The organism is Streptomyces sp. NPDC059787 (genome assembly GCF_042732315.1).
In the GTDB taxonomy this organism is placed as follows: domain Bacteria; phylum Actinomycetota; class Actinomycetes; order Streptomycetales; family Streptomycetaceae; genus Streptomyces; species Streptomyces atrovirens.
The window spans coordinates 59275-84048 of the sequence record NZ_JBHWHX010000032.1 but is presented as its reverse complement, the minus strand read 5'-3'; the positions used below and the strand labels follow the sequence as shown (position 1 = coordinate 84048).

Genomic DNA, 24774 nt, shown 5'->3' with positions numbered 1-24774 from the left:
ACATCACGATCTTGACCGGAAACGGGCGATACGTGGTGAGAGGGGGGCCGCGGTCGCCCGGTATGCGGGCGGATTGGAACCGGGGCCCGGTCATCCGCGAGGATGGGGGCATGACCGCCCAGATTCTCGATGGCAAGGCCACCGCAGCCGAGATCAAGTCCGATCTGACCGCCCGTGTGGCGGCGCTGAAGGAGAAGGGCGTCACGCCCGGCCTCGGCACGATCCTCGTCGGGGAGGACCCCGGCAGCCAGAAGTACGTCGCCGGGAAGCACCGCGACTGCGCCCAGGTGGGCATCGCCTCCATCCAGCGCGAACTGCCGGACACGGCCACGCAGGAGGAGATCGAGGCGGTCGTCCGCGAGCTGAACGAGGACCCCGCCTGCACCGGTTACATCGTCCAGCTTCCGCTGCCCAAGGGCATCGACGAGAACCGCATCCTCGAACTGATGGACCCGGGCAAGGACGCCGACGGCCTCCACCCGATGAACCTCGGCCGTCTCGTCCTCAACGAGCCGGCCCCCCTGCCCTGCACCCCCAACGGCATCATCACCCTGCTGCGCCGCCACGGCGTGGAGATCAAGGGCGCGGAGGTCGTGGTCGTCGGCCGCGGTGTGACCATCGGCCGTCCGATGCCCCTGCTGCTGACCCGGCGCAGCGAGAACGCCACGGTGACCCAGTGCCACACCGGCACGCGTGATCTCTCGGCCCACCTCCGGCGCGCGGACATCATCGTGGCCGCCGCGGGCAGCGCCCATCTGATCCGCCCCGAGGACGTCAAGCCGGGCGCGGCCGTCCTCGACGTCGGTGTCTCCCGCAGTGCCGAGGGCAAGATCCTGGGCGACGTCCATCCGGGCGTGGCAGAGGTGGCCGGCTGGGTCGCCCCGAACCCCGGCGGCGTCGGCCCGATGACCCGGGCCCAGCTGCTGGTCAACGTGGTCGAGGCGGCGGAGCGCAGTGTCGGCTGAGCGGAACACGCCGGACGTCTCCGAGGAGCGGGCCGAAGGGCGGGCCGGGGGACGGACCGAGGAGCGGGCCGAGGAGCGGGCCGAGGAGCGGGCCGAGGACATCACGGTCCGTGATCCCGTCAGCGCGCCCGACGCCGAGGGCAGGCCGCGCCGCACCACCCGGCGGTTCCCCCTGTTCACCAGGGACACCGCGCGCCCCGAGGGCGGAGGCAGGGCCGCCCCCGGTGACGCCCCCGCGCCCGCCCGTCAGTGGCCGATCCTCTCCGTGCTGCTCACGGTCGGAGCGGGGCTGCTGCTGACCGCGCTGGACCAGTTCCGGCTGGGCACGCTGCTGGTCGGCGTGGCGCTGGTGGCCGGGGCCGTGCTGCGGTGGCTGGTGCGGGACGTGGGCATGCTCGCGGTGCGTTCCCGTTTCACGGACATCGTGACGTACGGGGGGCTGGGGCTGGTGATCGCGATGCTGGCGCTGATGGCGCAGCCGAAGCCGCTGCTGGAGATTCCGTTCCTCAAGGACACGCTGCACTTCACGGTCGACAGTTAGCCCGCGCTTTGTGAGCGGCGGCCCGTCCGCACCCCCGTGAGAGGACGGGCCGTCGCCGGGGAACACGTTCCTGCACCGTGAAGGGCCTGTTCAACGGCTGTCCGGGGGCTGTGGCACGGAAGTGACCGTTTCGGTACGGCATACGGAATCCCCGTACAGGCTTGCGATGTGGCTGGGCGGGCGGCCGACGTCGGAGCCGGTCGGGGGTGTCCGCGCCGCCCGGCGCTCGCGGGGCGCCACCCCCGGAGGGGGACCCCGGCCCACCCGTGCCGCCCCGGGGATACCTCCCAGGTCTCGAGGCGCTGGGGGAGGCACGACTGCCCGCGGGAACGGCGGCGCGGCTGCCCGCGGATGACGGGACGTGTCGATGTATTGACAAGTTTGTCGTTGTGCGTCGAAGTGGGGGGATGGCGGGCTAGCGTGAACAAACGGGACCGTCCCGACGCCCCGCGCGCAGGTACCCGGGTTCCGTTCGGTCGAGGGGGTGACCGATGGGACACTGGACCGCGAGTGAGTAGGCGTGCGACGGTGCCTGTCCGCGGCCCCGATGCTCCCGTGCGCCCCCGCCCCGGGAACTGAGACCCTGCCTGGCGGCATCCTCGTGGGTATCCACAACGGGGACTCGGCAAGGGGCACCATGCGCGAGGGAACAACCAGCACCAACCGGGGGGAAGAGGGGGGAAGCAATGCCTCGTTGGAAGGCCTTGCCGGATGAACTCGATCCGCAGATCAGGGAGTTCACCAGCCAGCTCAGGCGGGTCGTGGACCGCAGCGGCCTGAGCGTCGCGTCGGTCTCCGACCGCACGGGCTACAGCAAGACGTCCTGGGAGCGTTATCTGAACGGCCGGCTGCTCGCGCCCAAGGGCGCGATCGTGGCCCTGGCCGAGGTCACCGGGACCAACCCGATGCACCTCACCACCATGTGGGAGCTCGCCGAGCGCGCCTGGAGCCGCTCGGAGATGCGTCACGACATGACGATGGAGGCGATCAGGATCTCGCAGGCGCGCGCCGCGCTCAGCGAGTTCGCCGGTCCGTCCTCCGGCTCGGGCGGCGGATCCGCCCGCAAGGGCGCGTCCGCGGTCCGTCCGGGCGTCGCGGGACCGGCCGGGGTCGCGCCGAGCGTGCCGCCGCAGCCGACCGCCTCGGAGGTGCGCGACGCCACCGGCGGCGCGCGGGACGGTTCGGCCGGGACGAACTCCTGGGGGGTCGCCGCACCGGCCGACTCGCCGCGGGCGGGCCACCGCGGCCCCGGGCCCGCGGCGGGCGGGCGCACGCCGGGCGCCTCCGGGACGTACGGCGCACCACCCCCGGGCGCGTCCGGTCAGGGCCATCCGGGTGGACCGGGCGGACCGGGCCGTTCCGGCGGAAAGCGGCGGATGTCGACGTTCATCGCCGGAGCGGTGGGAGCGCTGGTGGTGGTCGCCGCCGCGTTCTACGTCACCAGCACCGAGGGCGACAAGAAGAAGGACGAGACCCGGAAGTCCCCCTCGCCCACCGCCACCGCCAGTGTCGACCTGCCCCCCGGTGTGAAGTGCAGCGGCGACAGTTGCGCGGGCAAGGACGCCGAGGCCATGGGGTGCAGCGGTGACCTGGTGACCACCACGGGGACCGCGGTCGTCGGCGCCACCACGGTGGAGGTCCGCTACAGCGAGACCTGCGCCGCGGCCTGGGGACGCATCACGCAGGGCACGCAGGGGGACAGGGTCGAGATCAGCGCGGGCACGTCGAAGCAGAGCGACAGCATCACCGCGGCCGGCGACACGGTCACGTACACCCCGATGGTGCCGGTGAAGGACGCGACGGACGCGAAGGCCTGTGCCGTACTGGCCGCCACCGGTGAGAAGGGCTGCACCGAGTAGGACCCGCACATGGCCCGGCGCGCCACATGTATGGGCCCGTACGGGTTCATATGGGCCCATACGTGTGGGGGAAATGTGGGGACGTGCATGATGTGACGAAAGGCGGGCACCCGGAAAGTACCCCCACGGGAGTCCGGCACGGTCGGTCCCCGACGGCGGCCGCCCCGGCCCCACCTCTCCCGGACGGAGCGGCCGCCCTTCTCGTGCCCGTTCGGCTACCCGTGTACCCAGGTCGTCACTCTGTGGGGCGGGCCACAGGGAGCCCGGCCGTCCGCGCCCGTGGATGCGCGATAGCCTGACCGCTGGATCTCTCTTGACGCCAAGAGATCGATCATTCGAACCGATGATCGATCATCGTGGTGGACGCCGGTCACGAGCCGGAGCGGGATCCCGCACCCCGGGGCAGGGACCGCCCCACCGCCAGCTGTCATACGGAGAACGCCATGACCCGCACTCCCGTGAACGTCACCGTCACCGGCGCGGCCGGCCAGATCGGTTACGCCCTGCTCTTCCGCATCGCCTCCGGCCAGCTGCTCGGCGCGGACGTGCCGGTCAAGCTGCGCCTGCTGGAGATCACCCCGGCGCTCAAGGCCGCCGAGGGCACGGCCATGGAGCTGGACGACTGCGCGTTCCCGCTTCTGCAGGGCATCGACATCACGGACGACCCGAACGTGGCCTTCGACGGCGCCAACGTCGGTCTCCTCGTGGGCGCCCGCCCGCGCACCAAGGGCATGGAGCGCGGTGACCTCCTGGAGGCCAACGGCGGCATCTTCAAGCCGCAGGGCCAGGCCATCAACGCCCACGCCGCGGACGACATCAAGGTCCTGGTCGTCGGCAACCCGGCCAACACCAACGCCCTGATCGCCCAGGCCGCCGCCCCGGACGTACCCGCCGAGCGGTTCACCGCCATGACCCGTCTGGACCACAACCGCGCGCTGACCCAGCTCTCGAAGAAGACCGGCGTCCCGGTCTCCGAGATCAAGAAGCTGACGATCTGGGGCAACCACTCCGCCACCCAGTACCCCGACATCTTCCACGCCACGGTCGCCGGCAAGAACGCCGCCGAGGTCGTGAACGACGAGAAGTGGCTGGCCGAGGACTTCATCCCGACCGTCGCCAAGCGCGGCGCCGCGATCATCGAGGCCCGTGGCGCCTCGTCGGCCGCCTCCGCCGCCAACGCCGCCATCGACCACGTGTACACCTGGGTCAACGGCACCGCCGACGGCGACTGGGCCTCCATGGGCATCCCGTCGGACGGCTCCTACGGCGTGCCGGAGGGCCTGATCTCCTCCTTCCCGGTCACCGTGAAGGACGGCAAGTACGAGATCGTCCAGGGCCTGGAGATCAACGAGTTCTCCCGCGCCCGCATCGACGCCTCCGTCAAGGAGCTCACGGAGGAGCGCGAGGCGGTCCGCGGCCTCGGCCTCATCTGATCCGACCCGCTCCAGGGTTTCGGGCCCCGCACCGGCTGTGCCGGTGCGGGGCCCGCCGCGTTCATCCGGCCGGGACCGGACGAGGCCCTGGCGGTCACCGAGGACGAGATCGGCCGGACCGGAGCGGCGGGCGAGAGCCGACGCGGACGGCCGTGACGACGAGCGCGGGCTGCTGCGGACGGACCTCGGTCGCTTCTGCCCGCCGGACACCCCCTGCGGCACCGACACGCAGTGACCGCCCGCCCACAAGGTGGGCGATTTATTCCGTTCCGCCCTTGCTTTCAGTGGCGCAACGCACTTCCGGCCTTCGATTCCGCATGCATACGGGACGCAAGGGCAGGAGCACCCGGTCCCGTGGACGACACCTGTGCGACTCACGGGTGCTGAACAGGAACGGAAGGCAGCAGACGTCTACGCCGCCCCGCCCATGGCCCGCCTCACCGCGCTCGGGCTGCGCGGCGCCGACAAGGAGGTGCTGGAGGCGGTCGAGTCGCTCGGGACCACCGCACGCCAGCGCCTGCTGACCGCCCGTGTCCCGCTGGCCCGCAGGGAACTCCTCCTCGGTCTCAACCAGACGATCATGATGGCGCTGTCCATGGCCGCCATCGCCTCCGTGATCGGCGCCGGTGGTCTCGGCGACCGCGTCTACCAGGCGCTGGCCTCGGTCGACGTCGGCGCCGCGCTCGCGGTCGGCATCCCGATCGTGCTGCTCGCCGTGGTCCTGGACCGGGTGACCGGCGCGGCCGGCGCGCGACTCGGGCAGGCGCCCCCGCCGAACGCCCGCGCGCTGTTGGCGTACGCCGGGATCGCCGCCCTGGAATCGGCCCGCTCCCTCGGCGCGACCAGCGCCCAGCAGCTGCGCCAGGTCCAGCTCCCGCCGGCCCGCCCGGCGTTGCTGCTCGCCGTCAACCAGGGCGTGGTCCTCGTCCTCGCCGTCGTCATCATCGGCGGCCTGGTCGGCGGTGGCGCGCTCGGCTACGACGTCGTCTTCGGCCTCGCCCAGGGCGACCTGGCGACCGGCCTGGTCGCCGGGGCCGCGATCGTCTGCCTGGGCCTGATGCTCGACCGGGTGACCCAGCCGACCGAACGCCGTACGGCGAAGGGAGCCTGAGATGTCCCGCACGCGTGTCACGGCGGCCGTCGCCGTACTGGCGCTGGCCACAGGATGCGGCGCCGCCGACATGACCAGGCAGGCCTCGCCCTTCGCGAACGCGCGGGGTGCCAGGACGGTCACCCTGTCCGTACAGTCCTGGGTCGGCGCGCAGGCCAACGTGGCCGTCGCCCAGTACCTGCTGGAACACGAACTCGGCTACCGCGTCGACACCGTCCAGGTCGACGAGGTGCCCGCCTGGGACGCGCTCAGCCAGGGCCGCGTCGACGCGATCCTGGAGGACTGGGGCCACCCCGGGCAGGAGCGGCGGTACGTCGAGGACAAGAGGACGATCGTGAACGGCGGCGACCTCGGCGTCACCGGGCACATCGGCTGGTTCGTGCCGACGTACTTCGCCGAGCGGCCCCCGACGTCACCGACTGGAAGAACCTCGACAAGTACGCCGAGCAGAAGCTGTCGCCCCAGGAGGCGGCCAAGAAGTGGGTGGACAGCCACGATCCCACCTCTCTTGCCGGGCAGGGTGCTCGGTCCCTCCAGGGCCGTGGTGGATGTCCGTTCTCGCAGAGCGGAGCAGGGGGAGTGGCGTCGTCTTCGGGGCGATGCGGTGCTCCGGAAGGGAGCGGTGGTGGGGTGGGTCGCTCGGGTGAGTGTGATCGGGTGCGGAGAGAAAAGCGAGTGGCGGGGCTAGGTTTGGCGGCATGTCACGTTCAGTGAACGTCGCGGCAGGGCAGGGCGGGATTCCCCGTCCCCGGTGTGCATCCGGTGCCGGAGGGGTGACAGCGGCCACCGGCCGTTCGAGTGCCCGTGAACCTCAACCCGTCCGGGTTGGAATCCCCCTCGCTTGAGGAGGGGGAGGATGTCAAATGGAAGAAGTGGCTGTCCTGACCTCCGGGTTCACCACTCGGTGGAGCCCGGGGGGATCCGGCGGCCGACCATCAGCCGGTTCCAGCTGTTGATGGCGGTGATCAGCGCGACGAGGTGGGCGAGCCGGACGGAGTCGAAGTGCCCGGCCGCCCGCTCGTACACCTCGTCGGGCACGAACCCTCCCCCGGGCTTCGTCCGGGAGGTGCCCCCGGTCAGCACCGTGACCGCCTCGGTCAGCTCCAGCGCGGCCCGCTCCCGCGCGTCGAAGACGTCGTCCCCGGCCTCCTCCCAGGCGTCGAGGAGATCGAGCTGCGCCTCGCGCACCGCCCCGTCCTTGCGGGCGAGGGCGAGGTGCATGTCGAGGCAGAACGCGCAGTGGTTGAGCTGCGAGGCGCGGATCTGGACCAGCTCGGCCAGCCCGGGATCGCCGAGGCCCTTCCTGGCGGCGGCGCTCACCGCCCGCAGCGCGCTGCGGACACCGGCGTCGAGGCGGGTCGTACGAGCCGTCACGCGTGCTGTCCCGGCGTGTAGTGGCCCGGCGTCATCCGGCAGGTCACACCGAACCGGTTCCAGGCGTTGATCACCGTGATCGCGGCGATCAGCTGCGCCAGCTCGGCCTCCTCGAACTGCTTGGCGGCCCGTTCGTACACCTCGTCGGGCACGAAGCCGTCCGTCAGCACGGTGACGGCCTCGGTCAGCTCGATCGCGGCGAGCTCCTTCTCCGTGTAGAAGTGCCGCGACTCCTCCCACGCGCCGAGCTGGATGATCCGCTCGACGCTCTCGCCCGCCGCGAGCGCGTCCTTGGTGTGCATGTCCAGGCAGAAGGCGCAGTGGTTGAGCTGGGAGGCGCGGATCTTCACCAGCTCGTACAGCTTGGCGTCGAGCCCCTTCCTGGCGGCGGAGTCCAGCCGGATCATCGCCTTGTAGACCTCGGGGGCGTGCCGGGCCCACTCCAGCCGGACGGGGAGCTCGGCGGCGTACTCGGTGTTCGTTTCCGTAGTGGTCATGCCTCGACCCTAGGAGTGAGGCAGCCCAGGAGTATGGTCCACTTCCATGGCAGAACGCCGGTCCACTTTCGGCATCGACCTCCACCTCGAACCGGCCGGTCCCGGCCTGCGACGCGGCCTGACCGACGCCCTCCGCGAGGCCGTCCGCACCGGCCGGCTCGCCCCCGGCGCCCGGCTGCCCTCCTCCCGCTCCCTCGCCGCCGACCTGGGCATCGCCCGCAACACCGTCGCCGACGCCTACGCCGACCTGATCGCCGAGGGCTGGCTCACCGCCCGGCAGGGATCCGGCACCCGGGTCGCCGACCGCACGGTGCCCCGGCCGCCCGCCGCACCCCCCGCCCCGGGGCGCACCCCCGGCCGGCTTCCGTACGACCTCGTCCCGGGCACCCCCGACCTCGCCTCCTTCCCCCGCGCCGAATGGCTCAAGGCCGCCCGCCGCGCCCTCGCCGCCGCCCCGCACGACGCCCTCGGCTACGGCGACCCGCGCGGCCGCCCCGAACTGCGCACGGCCCTCGCCGACTACCTGGCGCGCGTCCGGGGCGTACGCGCCGACCCCGAACGGATCGTCGTCTGCTCCGGTTTCGCCGGCGGCCTCCGCCTCCTCTGCGAGGTCCTGCGCGCCCGCGGCGCCCGCACCCTCGCCGTGGAGTCCTACGGACTGGACGCCCACTGGGACCTGGCCGCCCACGCCGGCCTGACCACCACCCCGCTCCCCTTCGACTCCCTCGGCACCCGCGCGCAGGACCCGGGCGACGCCGACGCGGTGCTGCTCAGCCCGGCCCACCAGTTCCCGCTGGGCGGCGCTCTCCTGCCCGAGCGCCGCGCCGCCGTCGTCGACTGGGCGCGCCGCACCGGCGGACTGATCCTGGAGGACGACTACGACGGCGAGTTCCGCTACGACCGCCAGGCCGTCGGCGCGCTCCAGAACCTCGACCCCGACCACGTGGCCTACCTCGGCACGGCCAGCAAGTCCCTCGCCCCCGGCCTCCGACTGGGCTGGATGGTCCTGCCCCCGTCCCTGCTCCCGGACGCCCTGGCCCACGGCGGCGGCCGCTCCGTGAGCGTCCTCGAACAGCTCACCCTCGCCGAGTTCCTCACCTCCGGCGCCTACGACCGCCACGTCCGCGCCGCCCGTCTGCGCTACCGCCGCCGCCGCGACTCCCTGGTCGAGTCCCTCGCCACCCGGGCCCCCGACGTCCGGATCACCGGCATCGCGGCCGGCCTGCACGCCGTCCTCCGACTCCCGCCCGGCACCGAACGGTCCGTGGTCCAGGCCGCCACCTGGCAGAACCTCGCCGTCCACGGCCTCTCCCGCTTCCGCCACCCCGCCACCGCCACCACGGCGGGCGACGCCCTGGTCGTCGGCTACGCCACCCCGCCGGACCACGCCTGGGCCGGCACCCTGGACGCCCTGTGCCGGGCACTGCCCTGACGCACCAAGCCGGCATAAGGCACCAAGGGTTGCAAATGGGCGGCGGGGGAGCGCTGCCGGCGGGGGGCTCCTGCGTGTGCCGTCCGGGCGGTCTCTAGGCTGTCCGCCGCGAGCCGGGAGAGGTGACCCGGGGGTATGCGAGGGGGAGTGAAGGGCATGGCGGAGACACGGCGGCGGCTGCGGTCCAGCACGGTGGTGCTCGGAGGGATGGGCGTGCTCGCGGCGGCGCTGTCGGCGTGCGGGTCCGATCCGGACCGGCGGTGCGTGGACCGGGACAGCTACGACTACATCAACGGTTACAAGATCGTCGCCGACAAGAACTGCAACTCCTCCGGGAGCACCTCCAGTTCGATGGGCACGTCCCGCACCAACGCCGACTGGTACTACGACGCCGACGTCAGCAACGGCTACGCCGACTACGGCACCTTCAGCCGCAGCGAGGCCGTCGACCGGGGCGGCTTCGGCTGCTCGGGCTCCGGCAGCAGCGGCGGCTGACGGATCATGGAACGGCGTACGACCGAGCCCCGCCCCGGCTGGCAGGAGACCGTCGAGGAGCAGGGGCTCATCTATCCGCTCACCCGTTACCCGGACGGCTCCCTGCGCCCCTACTGGGACGAGAGCGCCTACTACGTCTTCGGCCTGGAGGAGATCGAGGCGCTGGAGGAGGTCGTCGAGGAACTGCACGGCATGTGCCTCGCCGCCGCCGAGCACATCGTCACCTCCGACCGCTTCGCCGACCTCGGCATCACCGACCCGCGCATCGCCCGTGTGGTCGCCGAGGCCTGGCACCGGCGCGCCGAACTCCCCTCCGTCTACGGCCGCTTCGACCTCCGCTACGACGGCACCGGCCCGGCCCGGCTCCTGGAGTACAACGCCGACACCCCCACCTCCCTGGTGGAGGCCGCCTCCCCCCAGTGGTTCTGGATGGAGGAACGCTTCCCCGGCGCCGACCAGTGGAACTCCCTCCACGAACGCCTCGTCGACGCCTGGAAGAGACAGGCCGCCCTCCTCCCGCCGGGCAGCCCCCTGTACTTCGCCCACTCCTCCGCCGACGAACTCGGCGAGGACCTCATGACCGTCGCCTACCTCAAGGAGACCGCCGAACAGGCCGGCCTCGACACCGACTGGCTCTCCATGGAGGAGATCGGCTGGGACCGCCTCTCCGGCCGCTTCGTCGACAACGGGCTCCGGTTCATCCGCAGCATCTTCAAGCTGTACCCCTGGGAGTGGCTCACCACCGACCGCTTCGCCGACCACGTCCTCGACACCCTCGACAACGGCGGCGGCACCGGCACCACCCTGTGGATCGAACCCGCCTGGAAGATGCTCCTCAGCAACAAGGCCCTCCTGGCGATCCTCTGGGAGCTCTACCCCGGCCACCCCAACCTCCTCCCCGCCTACCTCGACGGCCCGCGTGACCTGGCGGACACCACCGGCTGGGTCGCCAAGCCCCTCCTCGGCCGCGAGGGCGCGGGAGTGAGCATCCACGAGCCCGGCTCCGACCCCGTGCTCCGCGACGAACCCTGCTGCTACCAGCAACTCGCCCCCCTCCCCACCTTCGACGGCAACCACGTCGTCCTGGGCACCTGGGTGGTGGAGAACGAGTCGGCGGGCCTGGGCATCCGCGAGTCGTCGGGCCTGGTGACGGACGAATATGCCCGGTTCCTGCCTCACGTGATCCTGTAAACAGGCGTCCAGCGGAGCGCCCCCCAGGGGCGCGGGGAACTGCGCGACCAGCCCTCACCCACCCGCGGAGGCAGTGATACAACCACCCGGCAGACGCCGTAGCCCGCATGGTGGACGCCACCCTCTGGCACCCCGTGCCGCCCGGTACCCTGACGTCGGGCCGTGACTGGCGCGCTGGGATGGAGCAACCATCGGGAAGCGGCCCCGGACCCTTCGGGTCCGGAAACATGTGCCGTGCGCCTGGGCCGTACCGTGAACGCAGAACGCCACGTCCGGAGGTCCCCATGTCAGCCGCCGAGCAGCCGCTCACGCCCGCTTCCACTGCCTTCCGCTCCGCCCTCGACGTCATCCGTTCCGTGGAGCCGCGCGTCGCCGACGCCATCGGTCAGGAGGTCGCCGACCAGCGCGAGATGCTCAAGCTGATCGCCTCCGAGAACTACGCCTCCCCGGCCACCCTCCTCGCGATGGGCAACTGGTTCAGCGACAAGTACGCCGAGGGCACCATCGGCCGCCGCTTCTACGCCGGCTGCCGCAACGTCGACACCGTCGAGTCGCTCGCCGCCGAGCACGCCAAGGAGCTCTTCGGCGCCCGCCACGCCTACGTCCAGCCGCACTCCGGCATCGACGCCAACCTGGTCGCCTTCTGGTCCGTACTCGCCGACCGCGTCGAGGCCCCCTTCCTGGAGAAGACCGGCGCCCGCCAGGTCAACGACCTCTCCGAGGCCGACTGGGCCGAGCTCCGCCAGGCCTTCGGCAACCAGCGCATGCTCGGCATGTCCCTGGACGCCGGCGGCCACCTCACCCACGGCTTCCGCCCGAACATCTCCGGCAAGATGTTCGACCAGCGCTCCTACGGCACCGACCCGGCCACCGGCCTCATCGACTACGAGGCCCTGCGCACCTCCGCCCGCGAGTTCAAGCCGCTGATCATCGTCGCCGGCTACTCCGCCTACCCCCGTCTGGTGAACTTCCGGATCATGCGCGAGATCGCCGACGAGGTCGGCGCCACGCTCATGGTCGACATGGCGCACTTCGCCGGTCTCGTCGCCGGCAAGGTCCTCACCGGCGACTTCGACCCGGTCCCGCACGCCCAGATTGTCACCACCACCACCCACAAGTCGCTGCGCGGCCCGCGCGGCGGCATGGTGCTGTGCGACGACTCCCTCAAGGACCAGGTCGACCGCGGCTGCCCGATGGTCCTCGGCGGCCCGCTCCCGCACGTCATGGCCGCCAAGGCCGTCGCCCTCGCCGAGGCCCGGCAGCCCGCCTTCCAGGACTACGCCCAGCGCATCGTCGACAACTCGCGTGCTCTCGCCGAGGGCCTGATGCGCCGCGGCGCCACCCTGGTCACCGGCGGCACCGACAACCACCTCAACCTGATCGACGTCGCCACGTCCTACGGCCTCACCGGCCGCCAGGCCGAGGCCGCCCTGCTCGACTCGGGCATCGTCACCAACCGCAACGCCATCCCCGCCGACCCCAACGGCGCCTGGTACACCTCCGGCATCCGCATCGGTACCCCCGCGCTGACCACGCGCGGCCTGGGCACGGCGGAGATGGACGAGGTCGCGGGGCTGATCGACCGGGTCCTGACGACGACCGAGCCCGGCACCACCAAGTCCGGTGCCCCCTCCAAGGCCGCCCACGTCCTCGACGCCAAGGTCGCCGACGAGATCTCCCGCCGCGCCACCGACCTGGTCGCCGGTTTCCCGCTCTACCCGGAGATCGACCTCGGCTGAGGCGGCCCGGCCCTGCTCGACGCGCCCCGCGGCGGTCCGGTCACGTACCGGGCCGTCGCGGGCCCGTCATCAGGCGTCCAGCAGCTCCTGCCGCGGCCCTGGATCCTCCTTCCGCCGGCGGCTCAGCGGCCACCGCGTCACATACGGGCGCAGCACCAGGGCCAGCACCGCTCCGGCCACCACCCCCGGTATCGCCCACCACCAGTCGGTGCCGTCGTCCGTCGTCGGCGCGGCGCGGGTCCCGGAGACCGCCGCGGCCCGATCCTTTCCGGGCTCGGCCTGCTCCGTCTCCCACGGTGCCGGGTAGATCCCCGGAGCCGACCCGGTGCCTGACCTCTCGCCCATCACACCCAGCGAGTACAGAAACTTGTACAGATTCGAGGCGTCGGCGGCGCGGTGCCAGAGGCCGTTCGGCGATGCGTTGAACCGCTCCGCCGTGTGTATCCACGCGTCTTGGCCCGCCTCCGCCATGAAGACCCGGTCCACCCGCCACGGCGTCACGTCGTGCATCATCCACGTCACATTGATCAGCCGGGCCGAGGCCGAAACGGCCTCCGGCGGCCTCTCACGCGTGCCCTTGCCGACGGGGCCGAGCAGCCGCTCCAGCTCGCCGTACTGCTTGTCGGAGTAGTACACCGACGCCGTCTCCTCGCTCTCCGGCGAGACCACCAGCACGCTCGTCGGCCCCCCGGCGGACGCGGGCGACGCCCCCCACATCATCAGGGCCAGCGCCGCCGCCAACGCGCCCATGCCCGCCGTCAGTTGTCGAACCCTGCCCTTCCACCTGCGCATCCGGACCCCCACTCGGCCGGTCGATCCCCGTGCGGCCCGCACACGAGCCGCCTGTCATCTCTGGTACACCGCCCGACCCGCCGGGGTTCCCGGTCGGTCCGCCCCGATTCCGAGACACTCCCGGAAGACCGGCCGCTACCGGCCCGCCTCCTCGACCACCTCCGCGATCTCCAGCGCCCGCGCCTTCGACACCACCCCCTCCAGCCGCAGCGTCACCCCCTCGACGGCCCCGCCGCTGTACGGCCACAGCAGCGTCGGCCCCGCTGTGCGCTCCTCCCGGGTGAACCGGTGACCGTCCACGTCCACCAGCCAGAAGCTCAACACGTGCGGCCGGGGGAACCACAGGGCCTGGTCGGGAATCCCGCCCTCGTCCTCCTCGCCCAGCGACAGCCACTCCGGCTGCTCGCGCACGCTCTTGACGAAGGTGACGTCCAGACGGGCCGGGAACTCGTCGAGCCGGATCGTCCGCCCCTGCTCCCGCCAGCACAGACTCACCAGGAACCGCCCCCGCGGCAGCCCGCTCACCGTCACCGCGTCCGGAGTGCCCAGCGCCTTCGGCACCAGCGGCGTGAACCCGGCCCGCCGCTCCGCCTCGCCGAACGACACCGACCGCCCGCAGCCCGGCACCTCCGCGCCCGGCGAGGGCACCGCCGACGGGTCGTACCGCACCTCGACCCCGCCGAAGCCGAACCAGTCGATCACCGCCGCCCGCACCGGAGGCGTCAGCGCCAGCACCGTCAGCAGCCCGCACAGGGACGCGACCAGCGACCGCCACCGTGCCCGCGTCCAGCGCCGGGCCGCCCGCAGCCGCGCGCCGGTGCCCGTCGGCCCGGCCGCCGGAACCGGCAGCTCCTCGGTGAGTATCTGTCCCAGCACCCGCTCGACCATCGACTCCGACCCCGCCGCCGAGTCCGCCCCGTCCAGCGACCGTCCCAGCGCCCGCAGCTCTTCCCGCAGGCGCTCGGCGTCACCGTCGTACCGCTCATCCACGCCTCTCACCCCCTTCCCGGGGCCGGAAGTCCGGCAGCAGGCGCTCCAGCTTGCGCAGGGCGCGGTTCAGCCGCGACTTCACCGTGCCCCGGGGCCAGCCCAGGGCCTGGGCGGTCTCCCGCTCGTCCATCTCGAGCAGATAGCGGTAGGTGACGACCAGCCGGTGCTCCTCGCTCAGCTTCCCCAGGGCGGACACCAGCGCCCCACGGCGCTCCGTCTCCAGCGTCGCGACCGCCGGGTCCGTCGACTCCGGTATCACCGGCTCCGCCTCCATGAACGCCGCCTCCCGGTCGGCGAGGCCGTTCCGGCGCACGGCGGCGCGCACTGTGTTCCTCGTCTCATTGGCCACGATCGACAGCAGCCACGGCCGGAACGCCATGCCGTCCCGGAACCGGCCCAGCGCGCAGTACGCCTTGACGAAGGCCTGCTGCACCACGTCCTCCGCGTCCGCCCCCGCCCCGAGCGCGGTGGCCGCCCTGAGCGCGATGCCCGTATGGGCCCGCACCAGCTCCGCGTACGCCTCCGGCTCCCCGGCGCGTACGCGTGCGATCACCGCGGCCTCATCGACGATGCGGCCCCCCTCCCGCGTCCTCACGTCTTTGTTACACCGCCGGGCACGGATCGGTTCCCACCTGTTTCCGGTCGGTTCCGGACCGCCTTCCAGGACCTGAGAGAATGATGAGCATGGCGACTGACCGACCCCGCGTGCTCTCCGGAATCCAGCCCACCGCAGGCTCGTTCCACCTCGGCAACTACCTCGGCGCCGTCCGCCAGTGGGTGGCCCTGCAGGAGACCCACGACGCGTTCTACATGGTCGTCGACCTGCACGCGATCACGGTCCCGCAGGACCCGAAGGAGCTGCGCGCCAACACCCGGCTCGCCGCCGCCCAGCTGCTGGCCGCCGGTCTCGACCCGGACCGCTGCACGCTCTTCGTGCAGAGCCACGTGCCCGAGCACGCCCAGCTCGCCTGGATCATGAACTGCCTCACCGGCTTCGGCGAGGCCTCCCGCATGACCCAGTTCAAGGACAAGTCCGCCAAGCAGGGCGCCGACCGCGCCTCCGTCGGCCTGTTCACGTACCCGGTCCTGCAGGTCGCGGACATCCTGCTCTACCAGGCCAACGAGGTGCCGGTGGGCGAGGACCAGCGCCAGCACATCGAGCTCACGCGCGACCTCGCCGACCGTTTCAACGGCCGGTTCGGCGAGACGTTCACGATGCCGAAGCCGTACATCCTCAAGGAGACGGCGAAGATCTACGACCTCCAGGACCCGACGGTCAAGATGAGCAAGTCGGCGTCCACGCCGAAGGGCCTCATCAACCTCCTGGACGAGCCGAAGGCCACCGCCAAGAAGGTGAAGAGCGCGGTCACCGACACCGACACGGTCATCCGCTACGACGTCGTGGAGAAGCCCGGCGTGAGCAACCTCCTCACGATCTACTCGACCCTCACCGGAGCGGACATCCCCGAACTGGAGGAGAAGTACGCCGGCAAGGGCTACGGTGCGCTCAAGACGGACCTCGCCGAGGTCATGGTCGAGTTCGTGACCCCCTTCAAGGAGCGCACCCAGCAGTACCTGGACGACCCCGAGACGCTGGACTCGATCCTGGCCAAGGGCGCGGAGAAGGCGCGCGCCGTCGCCGCGGAGACCCTCTCCCAGGCGTACGACCGGGTCGGCTTCCTGCCCGCCAAGCACTGAACCACCGCACCGGACGGACACACCGCACCGGCGCTGAACCGGCCCACGGCGGCGATCCGTACCACCGCACAGCGCTGCACATCACTCCGGTTGCGCCTGCCCGCATCCGGGTCGTGGTCGTACAGTCGATAACCGGGTGACCGTTTCCGCGGTCACCCGGTGCTCACCGCAGCTTCACCGCCACACTTCACCACCACAACGACAGGAGACGACGTGGGGACCGTAACGATCGGCGTGTCGATCGCGGTCCCGGAGCCTCACGGCAGCCGGCTTCAGCAGCTGCGCGCGGGCTTCGGCGACGCCGCGGCTCACGGTATCCCCACGCACGTCACCCTGCTGCCGCCGACCGAGATAGACGACGCCGACCTGCCGGCCGTCGAGGCGCATCTCGGCGAGGTCGCCGCGGCCGGCCGCCCGTTCCCGATGCGGCTGTCCGGCACCGGCACCTTCCGGCCGCTGTCGCCGGTGGTGTACGTGCGGGTCGTCGACGGCGACGAGGCCTGCACCTGGCTGCAGAAGCAGGTCCGTGACGCCTCCGGCCCGGTCGCCCGCGAGCTGCAGTTCCCGTACCACCCGCACGTCACCGTGGCGCACGGCATCGAGGAGGCGGCCATGGACCGCGCCTTCGAGGAGCTCGCCGGCTACGAGGCCGAGTGGCCCTGCACCGGCTTCGCGCTCTACGAGCAGGGCGCCGACGGGGTGTGGCGCAAGCTGCGCGAGTTCCCCTTCGGCACCGCGGTGGTGCCCCCGCAGTCCGGGAGCGTGGACCGGGGATCCGTCTCCGCCCGCTGAGCGCCCCCGGCCGGTGCTCAGACCGGCAGCCGGCGGAACACCCCGCGCGGCAGGTGCCGTAGCGCCGACATCACCATCCGCAGCGTGCCCGGCACCCACAAGGTCTCCGCGCGGCGCCGCAGCCCCAGCTCGACGGCCGCCGCGACCGCCTCCGGCGTGGTGGCCAGCGGCGCCTCGGGAAGCCCGGCGGTCATCCGGGTACGGACGAATCCGGGGCGTACGACCATGACGTGCACCCCCGTGCCGTACAGCGCGTCGCCGAGGCCCTGGGCGAAGGCGTCCAGGCCGGCCTTGCTGGAGCCGTAGATGAAGTTCGCGCGGCGGGCCCGCTCGCCCGCGACGGAGGACAGCACCACCAGGGAGCCGTGGCCCTGCGCCTGGAGGGCGCTCGCGCACACCAGGCCAGCCGAGACCGCGCCGGTGTAGTTGGTCTGCGCGACCCGCACGGCGGCCCGGGGGTCCCGTTCGTCGTGGGCCTGGTCGCCCAGGGTGCCGAAGGCGAGCAGCACCATGTCGACGTCGCCCTCGGCGAAGACCTTGCCGAGCGTGTCCTCGTGGGCGGCCGGGTCGAGCGCGTCGAAGACGACGGTGCGCACCTCGGCGCCGAGGCCGCGCAGCTCCTCGGCGGCCTCGTCCAGGCCGGGGGAGGGGCGGCCGGCCAGCCACACCGTGCGGGTGCGGCGGGCGATCAGCCGCCGCGCGGTGGCCAGCGCGATCTCGGACGTGCCGCCGAGGACGAGCAGGGACTGGGGGAGGCCGAAGGCGTCCTTCATGACAGCTCCTAGCTGGGTGTGGCCTGGAGGTGGAGGCGGCGGGCCAGGTCGGAGACGAACACCCCGCGCGGGTCCAGTTCGGCGCGCAGCGCGCGGAAGTCGTCCAGGCGGGGGTACATGGCCGCGAGCAGCTCCGGGCGCAGCCGGGAGTCCTTGGCGAGGTAGACGCGCCCGCCGGCGCCGGCGACCTCCTCGTCGAGTTCGTCGAGGAAGCCGCCGAGGCCGGGCAGGGACGCCGGGATGTCCAGGGCCAGGGTCCAGCCCGGCACCGGGAAGGACAGCCAGCCCGGGTCGGCCTCCCCGAAGCGTTTGAGGACGGCGAGGAAGGACGGGCAGCGGCGCTCGGAGATGCGGCGCACGATCCGGCGCAGGGTGTCCTCCCGGCCGTGCCCGACGACGAACTGGTACTGCACGAAGCCGCCCCGGCCGTAGACGCGGTTCCAGTGCGGTACGCCGTCCAGGGGGTGGAAGAACGCGGGGATGCGCTGGAGCTGCCCCATCCGCGCGCGGGGGGCCTTGCGGTACCAGAGCTCGTTGAACAGTCCCACGGTGGTGCGGCCGAGCAGGCCCTCGGGGACGAAGGAGGGGGCGGCCGGGAGGCGGGAGGTGCGGAAGGAGAGGGGCTCCCCGCGCGCGCGGGTGCCCGGTGGCAGTGCGTCCAGGGGGGCGTGGTCGCCGCGCGTGAGCACCGCGCGGCCGGTGGCGGCGCCGCGGGCCAGCAGGTCGATCCAGGCGACCGAGTAGCGGTAGCGGTGGTCGGTGTCGGCGAGGCGGGCCATCAGGTCGTCGAGGTCGTTCGCGCGCTCGGTGTCGACGGACATCAGTGAGGTCTCGACCGGCTGGAGCCGGATCGTCGCGGTGAGGATCACCCCGGTCAGGCCCATGCCGCCCGCGGTCGCCTCGAACAGCGGAGTGCCCGGCGCGACCGTACGGACCCGCCCGTCGGCGGTGAGCAGCTCCAGGGAGAGCACATGGCGGGAGAAGGAGCCGGAGACATGGTGGTTCTTGCCGTGGATGTCGGCGCCGACCGCCCCGCCGACGGTCACGTAGCGCGTGCCGGGAGTGACCGGCACGAACCAGCCTAGCGGCAGCAGCACCTCCATCAGCCGGTGCAGGGAGACGCCCGCGTCGCACAGCACGGTGCCGCCGACGGCGTCGACCGCGTGCACGCGGTCCAGGCCCGTCATGTCGAGCACGGCGCCGCCCGCGTTCTGCGCCGCGTCCCCGTACGCCCGTCCCAGCCCCCGCGCGATGCCGCCGCGGGCCCCGCACTCCCGTACGGCCCGGGCGGCCTCCTCGTACGTCCGTGGGCGGATCAGCCGGGCGGCGGTGGGAGCGGTGCGGCCCCACCCCGTGACGGGAACGGTGTCGGCAGACATGACGATGACCGTATCGCCCCTATGTGACTGGTTGGTTTTGAAACGTCATCTCCGTCCCTGAAACGGGTGATTAATGGGATGTCGTTCCCTGGTGGCGGGAATTCCGGCCCGCCGGGCGTGAACAGTGAGTCCCCATGGACGAGCTCCACGACCTCCACGGTCTCCCCCGCCCCCGCGGTCTCCACGGCATGGACCACCGGATCGTCTCGGCGCTCAGAGCGTGCGGCGCGGACCCGCGCGTGGCCGGTGCCGCGCGGGCCCTGTCCCTGGCGGGGGAGCACGGGGCGGTGTGGCTCGTCGCGGGACTCGCCGGAGCCGTCGTGGACCGCCCCCGGCGCGGCGCCTGGCTGCGCGGCACCGCGCTCACCGCGGGCGCCCACGCCGCCGGCTCGGTCGTGAAACGGGTCGTGCGCCGTCCGCGCCCCACGCACGTCGAACCCCTGGTCGGCACGGTCGGCCGGCACTCCTTCCCCAGTTCGCACGCCACGTCCGCGGCGGCCGCCGCCGTCGCCTTCGGCGCGCTGGGCGCCCGCGCGGTGCCCCCGCTCGCCGCCGCCGTCTGCGTGTCCCGCCTGGTGGCCGGCGTCCACTACCCGTCGGACGTGGCGGCCGGCGCCGTCCTCGGCGCGCTCACCGCCCGCCTGGGCGCCCGCTGGATGACGGGAGGCCCCGCGTGACCCTCCTGCGCGAGCGCTCCGGCCGACGGCAGACCGCACCGCCCGACAGGGGCGGCCTCCTCAGGGGCCTGCTGCTGACCGCGCGGCCCAAGCAGTGGGTCAAGAACGTCCTGGTGATCGCCGCCCCGGCCGCCGCCGGTGAACTGTTCTCCGTCCGCGCCCTGACCCGGCTCGCCCTGGTCTTCGTCCTGTTCACCGCCTGCGCCGCCGCCGTCTACCTCGTCAACGACGCGCGCGACGCCGACGCCGACCGCGCCCACCCCGTCAAGTGCCGCCGCCCGGTCGCCGCCGGGCAGGTCCCCGTGCCGGTCGCCTACGCCGCCGGGATCACCCTCGGCGTCCTCGCGCCCGCCGTCGCGGCCCGGCTGTGCCCCCCGGAGGCCGCCGCGCTGCTGACCGCCTACCTCGCCGTGCAACTGGCGTACTGCGTCAGCCTCAAGCACGTCCTCGTCGTCGACCTCGCCGTCGTCACCACCGGCTTCGTGATGCGCGCGGTGATCGGCGGCCTCGCCCTCGGCATCCCCCTGTCCCGCTGGTTCCTCATCACCACCGGGTTCGGCGCACTGTTCATGGTCGCCGCCAAGCGCTACTCCGAAGCCGTGCAGATGACCGGGAAAGCGGGTGCCACGCGCGCGTTGCTCACCGAGTACACCACCGGCTACCTCCGCTTCGTCTGGCAGCTCGCCGCCGGCGTCGCCGTCCTCGGCTACTGCCTGTGGGCCCTGGAGGAGGGCGGCGTGCCGCACACCAGCGTGCTGCCCTGGCGGCAGCTCTCCGTGGTCGCCTTCGTCCTCGCCGTCCTCCGCTACGCCGTCTTCGCCGACCGCGGGACCGCCGGCGAACCCGAGGACGTGGTGCTGGGCGACCGCGCGCTCGCCGTCATCGGTCTGGTCTGGGCGGCGATGTACGCCCTGGCGGTGGCCGACTGGTGAGGTACCGGCCGGCGGGAACCGACCGGTGCGGAACCGGCCGGTGAGAGGCCGTCCGCTCCGCCACCGGTCACGGAGGCCCGGTTCCGGGGTACCAGGACATGGGTCTTCCGCGATGGGGGCAGAGTCGGACCATGGACTGGCTGAAAAGGCTTCCGGTCGTCGGGCCGTGGATGGCCCGGCTGATGCTCACGCACGCGTGGCGGTCGTACGAGCGTCTGGACCGGGTGCACTGGGCGCGACTGGCCGCCGCGATGACGTTCAGGAGTTTCGTCGCGCTGTTCCCGCTGCTCACCGTCGCCGCCTCGATCGGCGCCGCCACGCTCAGCCAGGACCAGCAGGACACCCTCCAGGACAGGATCACCGACCAGGTGCCCGGCATCTCCGACCAGCTGGACATCGGGGCCCTGGTGGAGAACGCCGGCACCGTCGGACTCATCGCCGGTGCCGTGCTGCTGTTCACCGGCATCAGCTGGGCCGGTTCCATGCGCGAATGCCTCCGCGCGGTGTGGGAGCTGCCCGACGAGGAGGAGAACCCCCTCCTGCGCAAGGGCAAGGACCTGGGCATCCTCGTCGGCCTGGGCGGCGCGGTCCTGATCACCCTGGTCGCCTCCACCGTCGCCTCCGCGATGGTCGGCCGGATCAGCGACGCCATCGGGCTGGAGAAGGGCGGCTGGGGCGGGATCGTCCTGCACGTCGCCGCGTTCGCCGTCGCCGTCGGCGCCGACTTCCTGCTCCTGCTGTACGTCCTCACCCTGCTGCCCGGCGTCGAACCCACCCGGCACCGCCTGATCGTCGCCGCACTCACCGGCGCGGTCGGCTTCGAACTGCTGAAGCTGCTGCTCAGCGGCTATATGCAGGGCGTGGCCACGAAGAGCATGTACGGCGCGTTCGGCGTCCCGGTGGCCCTGCTGCTGTGGATCAACTTCACCTCGAAACTGGTCCTGTTCTGCGCCGCCTGGACGGCGACGCGGAGCAAGCGGGACGAGGCCCCCGGGGTCACGGACGCGAGCGGCGGCGCACCAGGTCCGGCAGCGGCCAGCGCCGGTTGACCAGGAAGGCGCCGCCCGCGAGCAGCACGACCACTCCGCCGGCGATGCCCAGCGCGACCCCGATGCCGTCGGTGCCGCCGCCCGACGCGGCACTCGCCACCGGCTTCGAACCGGCCGCGACGGTACCGTCCCCGGCGCCCCCGGCCTCCCCCGGGGAGGCGGACGGGCCCGGCTGGGGACTGGCCTGCGTCGCGCTCTTCGGTCCCACCAGCTCGCCCACCGGCTCGACCTTTCCGGCCGCCTCGAAACCCCAGTCGAGGAGCTTCGCGGTCTCCTTGTAGACCTCGTTGCTCACGTTCTTCTGCGGGTTCATCACGGTGACCAGCAGCACCTTGCCGTCCCGCTCGGCGACACCGGTGAAGGTGGCTCCGGCGTTGGTGGTGTTGCCGTTCTTCACACCGGCTATGCCCTGGTAGACCGGCACGTCGGTGTCCCCGCGCAGCAGACGGTTGGTGTTCTGGATCTCGTACGATCCGCGGACCTTCTTGCCCTTCTTGTTCTTCTTCGTCTCGCCGGGGAACTGCGCCCTGACCGTCGAGGCGTACTCCCGGAAGTCCTTCTTCTGCAGCCCGGAACGGGCGATCAGCGTCAGGTCGTACGCGGACGACACCTGCTTCGGGGCGTCGTAGCCGTCGGGGCTGACCACGTGCGTGTCGAGCGCCTGGAGTTCCTCGGCGTGCGCGTTCATCTCCTTGACGGTGTCGTCGACGCCGCCGTTCATCGCCGACAGCACGTGCACGGCGTCGTTGCCGGACATCAGGAAGACGCCACGCCACAGGTCCTCGACCGTGTACGTCTCGTCCTCCTTCACCCCGACCATGCTGGAGCCCGGACCGACACCGGCCAGGTCGGAGACCTCCACCTTGTGTTCCGTCGTCTTCGGCCACTTCGGCAGCAGCGTGTCGGCGAACAGCATCTTCAGCGTGCTCGCCGGGGCCAGCCGCCAGTGCGCGTTGTGCGAGGCGAGCACCTCGCCGGACTCGGCGTCGGCGACGATCCAGGAGCGGGCCGACAGGTCCTTCGGCAGCACCGGCACCCCGCTCGCGAGGTTGACCTGCGTCCCCGCCTCGCCGAGCCGGGCGCCGCCCACCTTCGACATGTCCGCCGGGGGTGTGGCCGACGGACTCGTCGACGGCTTGGGGGCCGCGAGCGCGACGGGCGCGGTCAGCGCGGTGGACAGCAGGACGGCGGAGGCGACCAGCAGCGATCGCCGGACGGTGTTCTTGGGTGCGGGCACGACCGGAAACGTACATGCCACATCTGACGAAGTCCCGGGCAGGTCCCCACCCCGGGCAAGGATCCGGACACCGCCCGGTGATACTGGAGCAATGCCGTGCTCTTCCGGGGGACAACCCCCGGACCCCCGGCCGACCGAGGGCGCCCGGCGCTGTGAGGAAAGGTCTTTTCTGGTGAAGCTCAGCCGCCCCGTCTCCTGGTTCCTGCTCGCCTTCGGGGTGTGGAGCTGGGTCATCTGGGTCACTTTCGTCAAGAACCTGGTCAAGGACAGCAGCGGACTCGCGTTCGAGGACGGGCACCCGACGGCGTACTTCTTCGTTCACCTGACGCTCGCCGTGGTCTCCTTCGTACTGGGGACGGTCATCGGGGGCATCGGGTTGCGCGGACTGCGCGCACTGAGCCGGACGTCACGGACGTCCTGACCGGGAACAGGGGAACTCCGCCTCGTGGCCATCGTTTTCGTACTCATCGCGCTACTGGTCGTGGCCGTCCTGGTGACGGGCAACTGGTACGTGTGGCGGCGTCTGTTCCGGGACACCACGAAGGGGCCGGGCGCGGTGCGCCGCGCGGGCGCCGTGGTGATCGCCGGCGGCTGGGCGCTGGCCGTCGGCGCCCTCGTCGCCGAGCGCGGCGGGGCCCCCTTCCGGCTCCAGCAGGTCCTGGCCTGGCCCGGCTTCCTGTGGCTGGCCCTCGCCCTGTACCTGCTGCTGGCGGTGCTCGCGGGCGAACTGGTACGGCCGGTGCTGCGGCGGGTCCTGGAGCGGCGGGCGCGGGCGTCGGAGGAGGCGGCGGCAGCCGTCCCGGCGGAACCGGAGCCGATACCGGCCGGGCAGGGCGCGGGGCGCGGCCCCGGCGGTGCGACGGGTGCCGAAGCGGCCGGGGACGGCCCGGCGGCCGACGGCGGTGCGTCCGGCCCGCAGGAAGCGCCCTCCGCCCCCTCCCGGCGGCTGTTCGTCTCCCGTGTCGTCGGCGGGGCCGCCGCCGCGGCGGCCGTGGGGACCGTCGGCTACGGGACGTACGGCGTGCTGCGCGGGCCGCGCGTGAAGCGGGTCACCGTGCCGCTCGCCAAGCTTCCCCGCGCGGCGCACGGTTACCGCATCGCGGTGGTCAGCGACATCCACCTCGGGCCGGTGCTCGGGCGGGGCTTCGCGCAGAAGGTCGTCGACACGATCAACTCGACCCAGCCGGATCTGATCGCGGTCGTCGGCGACCTGGTGGACGGGAGCGTGAAGGACCTCGGCCCGGCCGCGGCTCCCCTGGCGCAGCTGAGGGCACGTCACGGGTCGTTCTTCGTCACCGGCAACCACGAGTACTTCTCCGGTGCCGAGCAGTGGGTCGAGGAGGTGCGACGGCTCGGGCTGAACCCGCTGGAGAACGCCCGTACGGAACTGCCGCACTTCGATCTGGCGGGGGTCAACGACGTGGCCGGCGAGGACGAGGGGCAGGGCCCGGACTACGCGAAGGCGCTCGGGGACCGGGATCGGGGGCGGGCGTGTGTGTTGCTCGCCCACCAGCCGGTGCAGATCCATGATGCCGTCGACCATGGCGTCGACCTTCAGCTGTCCGGGCACACCCATGGAGGGCAGCTGTTCCCCGGCAACCTTGTGGCCGGTCTGGCCAATCCCACGCTGGCGGGGCTCGACCGGTACGGGGACACCCAGTTGTACGTCAGCCGGGGGGCCGGTGCATGGGGGCCGCCCACTCGCGTGGGTGCGCCCTCGGACATCACGGTGATCGAGTTGGCCTCCAAGCAGGCCTGACGGTGTGTCGGGGCGGGCCGGGGGAGGGTTTGCTCACCCGCGCTCGCGGGGTGCCTCCC

At 72.4% G+C, this 24774-nt stretch carries 23 protein-coding genes, 2 pseudogenes and 1 riboswitch; of the genes and pseudogenes, 17 read left to right on the top strand and 8 right to left on the bottom strand.

The window, feature by feature from the left end; genetic code table 11:
• Positions 1–110: 110 nt before the first annotated feature.
• From ACFV5H_RS26690 to ACFV5H_RS26665, 6 genes and pseudogenes are all read left to right on the top strand, one after another.
• Complete coding sequence (locus tag ACFV5H_RS26690) at positions 111–965, top strand: bifunctional methylenetetrahydrofolate dehydrogenase/methenyltetrahydrofolate cyclohydrolase (RefSeq protein ID WP_385058804.1); 855 nt, start codon at positions 111–113, stop codon at positions 963–965.
• Complete coding sequence (locus tag ACFV5H_RS26685; RefSeq protein ID WP_385058803.1) at positions 955–1506, top strand: DUF3017 domain-containing protein; 552 nt, start codon at positions 955–957, stop codon at positions 1504–1506. The genes ACFV5H_RS26690 and ACFV5H_RS26685 overlap by 11 nt, the downstream gene beginning before the upstream one ends.
• A gap of 686 nt (positions 1507–2192) precedes the next feature.
• The gene (locus ACFV5H_RS26680) at positions 2193–3365 is read left to right on the top strand and encodes a DUF2690 domain-containing protein (RefSeq protein WP_385197575.1); all 1173 of its coding nucleotides are present in this window, start codon (positions 2193–2195) and stop codon (positions 3363–3365) included.
• A 443-nt stretch (positions 3366–3808) separates the two neighbouring features.
• Entirely contained in the window at positions 3809–4798 is a 990-nt protein-coding gene (locus tag ACFV5H_RS26675; protein ID WP_385058801.1) for a malate dehydrogenase, read from the top strand.
• A 400-nt stretch (positions 4799–5198) separates the two neighbouring features.
• A pseudogene (locus ACFV5H_RS26670) lies at positions 5199–5909 on the top strand (ABC transporter permease subunit); the annotation flags it as partial.
• A 1-nt stretch (position 5910) separates the two neighbouring features.
• Positions 5911–6363: pseudogene (locus tag ACFV5H_RS26665) on the top strand (glycine betaine ABC transporter substrate-binding protein); the annotation flags it as partial.
• Positions 6364–6803: 440 nt separating this feature from the next.
• On the opposite strand, the gene ACFV5H_RS26660 reads toward ACFV5H_RS26665, so the two are convergent.
• On the bottom strand, positions 6804–7283 hold the full coding sequence (locus ACFV5H_RS26660) for a carboxymuconolactone decarboxylase family protein (RefSeq protein WP_385197573.1): 480 nt from the start codon (positions 7281–7283) through the stop codon (positions 6804–6806).
• Positions 7280–7780: a carboxymuconolactone decarboxylase family protein gene (locus ACFV5H_RS26655; RefSeq protein WP_385197571.1), complete on the bottom strand. Its 501-nt coding sequence runs from the start codon at positions 7778–7780 to the stop codon at positions 7280–7282. The genes ACFV5H_RS26660 and ACFV5H_RS26655 overlap by 4 nt, the downstream gene beginning before the upstream one ends.
• A 46-nt stretch (positions 7781–7826) precedes the next feature.
• Between ACFV5H_RS26655 and ACFV5H_RS26650 the strand changes: the two genes are divergently transcribed.
• From ACFV5H_RS26650 to ACFV5H_RS26635, 4 genes are all read left to right on the top strand, one after another.
• Complete coding sequence (locus ACFV5H_RS26650; protein WP_385056516.1) at positions 7827–9212, top strand: PLP-dependent aminotransferase family protein; 1386 nt, start codon at positions 7827–7829, stop codon at positions 9210–9212.
• Positions 9213–9368: 156 nt separating this feature from the next.
• Positions 9369–9707 carry a hypothetical protein gene (locus tag ACFV5H_RS26645; protein ID WP_385056519.1) on the top strand — a complete coding sequence of 113 codons (339 nt, stop codon included), beginning with the start codon at positions 9369–9371 and terminating at the stop codon, positions 9705–9707.
• A gap of 6 nt (positions 9708–9713) precedes the next feature.
• Positions 9714–10898 (top strand): glutathionylspermidine synthase family protein, encoded by a 1185-nt coding sequence (locus ACFV5H_RS26640; RefSeq protein ID WP_385056522.1) that lies wholly within the window; start codon positions 9714–9716, stop codon positions 10896–10898.
• A 152-nt stretch (positions 10899–11050) separates the two neighbouring features.
• A riboswitch (ZMP/ZTP riboswitch) is annotated at positions 11051–11151 on the top strand.
• Between the two features lie 31 nt (positions 11152–11182).
• Positions 11183–12637 (top strand): glycine hydroxymethyltransferase, encoded by a 1455-nt coding sequence (locus tag ACFV5H_RS26635; protein WP_385197570.1) that lies wholly within the window; start codon positions 11183–11185, stop codon positions 12635–12637.
• A 69-nt stretch (positions 12638–12706) separates the two neighbouring features.
• Here the strand turns inward: ACFV5H_RS26635 and ACFV5H_RS26630 are convergent, their stop codons facing one another.
• From ACFV5H_RS26630 to ACFV5H_RS26620, 3 genes are all read right to left on the bottom strand, one after another.
• Entirely contained in the window at positions 12707–13429 is a 723-nt protein-coding gene (locus ACFV5H_RS26630; RefSeq protein ID WP_385197569.1) for a hypothetical protein, read from the bottom strand.
• Positions 13430–13564: 135 nt separating this feature from the next.
• Positions 13565–14419, bottom strand: coding sequence for a hypothetical protein (locus tag ACFV5H_RS26625; RefSeq protein WP_385056530.1), 855 nt, complete (start codon positions 14417–14419; stop codon positions 13565–13567).
• Positions 14412–14972: an RNA polymerase sigma factor gene (locus ACFV5H_RS26620; protein WP_385197567.1), complete on the bottom strand. Its 561-nt coding sequence runs from the start codon at positions 14970–14972 to the stop codon at positions 14412–14414. Before ACFV5H_RS26620 ends, ACFV5H_RS26625 begins: the two co-directional genes overlap by 8 nt.
• 131 nt (positions 14973–15103) lie before the next feature.
• On the opposite strand from ACFV5H_RS26620, the gene trpS reads away from it, so the two are divergent.
• Positions 15104–16117 carry a tryptophan--tRNA ligase gene (trpS, locus tag ACFV5H_RS26615; RefSeq protein ID WP_385056535.1) on the top strand — a complete coding sequence of 338 codons (1014 nt, stop codon included), beginning with the start codon at positions 15104–15106 and terminating at the stop codon, positions 16115–16117.
• A gap of 213 nt (positions 16118–16330) precedes the next feature.
• Positions 16331–16909 (top strand): 2'-5' RNA ligase family protein, encoded by a 579-nt coding sequence (locus ACFV5H_RS26610; protein WP_385056537.1) that lies wholly within the window; start codon positions 16331–16333, stop codon positions 16907–16909.
• Positions 16910–16926: 17 nt separating this feature from the next.
• Here the strand turns inward: ACFV5H_RS26610 and ACFV5H_RS26605 are convergent, their stop codons facing one another.
• Both ACFV5H_RS26605 and ACFV5H_RS26600 read right to left on the bottom strand, forming a co-directional pair.
• Positions 16927–17682, bottom strand: a complete 756-nt coding sequence (locus ACFV5H_RS26605; protein WP_385197565.1) for a decaprenylphospho-beta-D-erythro-pentofuranosid-2-ulose 2-reductase — start codon at positions 17680–17682, stop codon at positions 16927–16929.
• Between the two features lie 8 nt (positions 17683–17690).
• On the bottom strand, positions 17691–19061 hold the full coding sequence (locus ACFV5H_RS26600; RefSeq protein ID WP_385197563.1) for an FAD-binding protein: 1371 nt from the start codon (positions 19059–19061) through the stop codon (positions 17691–17693).
• Between the two features lie 134 nt (positions 19062–19195).
• On the opposite strand from ACFV5H_RS26600, the gene ACFV5H_RS26595 reads away from it, so the two are divergent.
• The 3 genes from ACFV5H_RS26595 to ACFV5H_RS26585 all read left to right on the top strand — a co-directional run bounded on the left by ACFV5H_RS26595 (position 19196) and on the right by ACFV5H_RS26585 (position 21719).
• Positions 19196–19738: a phosphatase PAP2 family protein gene (locus ACFV5H_RS26595; protein WP_385197561.1), complete on the top strand. Its 543-nt coding sequence runs from the start codon at positions 19196–19198 to the stop codon at positions 19736–19738.
• Entirely contained in the window at positions 19735–20670 is a 936-nt protein-coding gene (locus tag ACFV5H_RS26590) for a decaprenyl-phosphate phosphoribosyltransferase (RefSeq protein WP_385197560.1), read from the top strand. Before ACFV5H_RS26595 ends, ACFV5H_RS26590 begins: the two co-directional genes overlap by 4 nt.
• A gap of 131 nt (positions 20671–20801) precedes the next feature.
• Entirely contained in the window at positions 20802–21719 is a 918-nt protein-coding gene (locus ACFV5H_RS26585; RefSeq protein ID WP_385056551.1) for a YihY/virulence factor BrkB family protein, read from the top strand.
• Here the strand turns inward: ACFV5H_RS26585 and ACFV5H_RS26580 are convergent.
• A complete protein-coding gene (locus ACFV5H_RS26580; RefSeq protein WP_385197558.1) occupies positions 21667–22956 on the bottom strand; it encodes a D-alanyl-D-alanine carboxypeptidase family protein in 1290 nt (429 codons plus the stop codon). The two genes, ACFV5H_RS26585 and ACFV5H_RS26580, sit on opposite strands and share 53 nt — an antisense overlap.
• Before the next feature lie 172 nt (positions 22957–23128).
• Here ACFV5H_RS26580 and ACFV5H_RS26575 point away from each other — a divergent pair, with 172 nt between their 5' ends.
• Positions 23129–23377: an SCO4848 family membrane protein gene (locus tag ACFV5H_RS26575; RefSeq protein WP_030829790.1), complete on the top strand. Its 249-nt coding sequence runs from the start codon at positions 23129–23131 to the stop codon at positions 23375–23377.
• Positions 23378–23401: 24 nt separating this feature from the next.
• On the top strand, positions 23402–24715 hold the full coding sequence (locus ACFV5H_RS26570; RefSeq protein WP_385056557.1) for a metallophosphoesterase: 1314 nt from the start codon (positions 23402–23404) through the stop codon (positions 24713–24715).
• Positions 24716–24774 lie beyond the last annotated feature (59 nt).

Excerpts from the sequence above, each read along its gene's own strand:
- ACFV5H_RS26585 (WP_385056551.1), top strand. The coding sequence starts at position 20,802 with ATGGACTGGCTGAAAAGGCTTCCGGTCGTCGGGCCGTGGATGGCCCGG.
- ACFV5H_RS26650 (WP_385056516.1), top strand. The coding sequence starts at position 7,827 with ATGGCAGAACGCCGGTCCACTTTCGGCATCGACCTCCACCTCGAACCG.
- ACFV5H_RS26655 (WP_385197571.1), bottom strand. The coding sequence starts at position 7,780 with ATGACCACTACGGAAACGAACACCGAGTACGCCGCCGAGCTCCCCGTC.
- ACFV5H_RS26600 (WP_385197563.1), bottom strand. The coding sequence starts at position 19,061 with ATGTCTGCCGACACCGTTCCCGTCACGGGGTGGGGCCGCACCGCTCCC.
- ACFV5H_RS26605 (WP_385197565.1), bottom strand. The coding sequence starts at position 17,682 with ATGAAGGACGCCTTCGGCCTCCCCCAGTCCCTGCTCGTCCTCGGCGGC.
- ACFV5H_RS26690 (WP_385058804.1), top strand. The coding sequence starts at position 111 with ATGACCGCCCAGATTCTCGATGGCAAGGCCACCGCAGCCGAGATCAAG.
- trpS (WP_385056535.1), top strand. The coding sequence starts at position 15,104 with ATGGCGACTGACCGACCCCGCGTGCTCTCCGGAATCCAGCCCACCGCA.
- ACFV5H_RS26645 (WP_385056519.1), top strand. The coding sequence starts at position 9,369 with ATGGCGGAGACACGGCGGCGGCTGCGGTCCAGCACGGTGGTGCTCGGA.
- ACFV5H_RS26635 (WP_385197570.1), top strand. The coding sequence starts at position 11,183 with ATGTCAGCCGCCGAGCAGCCGCTCACGCCCGCTTCCACTGCCTTCCGC.
- ACFV5H_RS26595 (WP_385197561.1), top strand. The coding sequence starts at position 19,196 with ATGGACGAGCTCCACGACCTCCACGGTCTCCCCCGCCCCCGCGGTCTC.
- ACFV5H_RS26640 (WP_385056522.1), top strand. The coding sequence starts at position 9,714 with ATGGAACGGCGTACGACCGAGCCCCGCCCCGGCTGGCAGGAGACCGTC.
- ACFV5H_RS26680 (WP_385197575.1), top strand. The coding sequence starts at position 2,193 with ATGCCTCGTTGGAAGGCCTTGCCGGATGAACTCGATCCGCAGATCAGG.
- ACFV5H_RS26675 (WP_385058801.1), top strand. The coding sequence starts at position 3,809 with ATGACCCGCACTCCCGTGAACGTCACCGTCACCGGCGCGGCCGGCCAG.
- ACFV5H_RS26630 (WP_385197569.1), bottom strand. The coding sequence starts at position 13,429 with ATGCGCAGGTGGAAGGGCAGGGTTCGACAACTGACGGCGGGCATGGGC.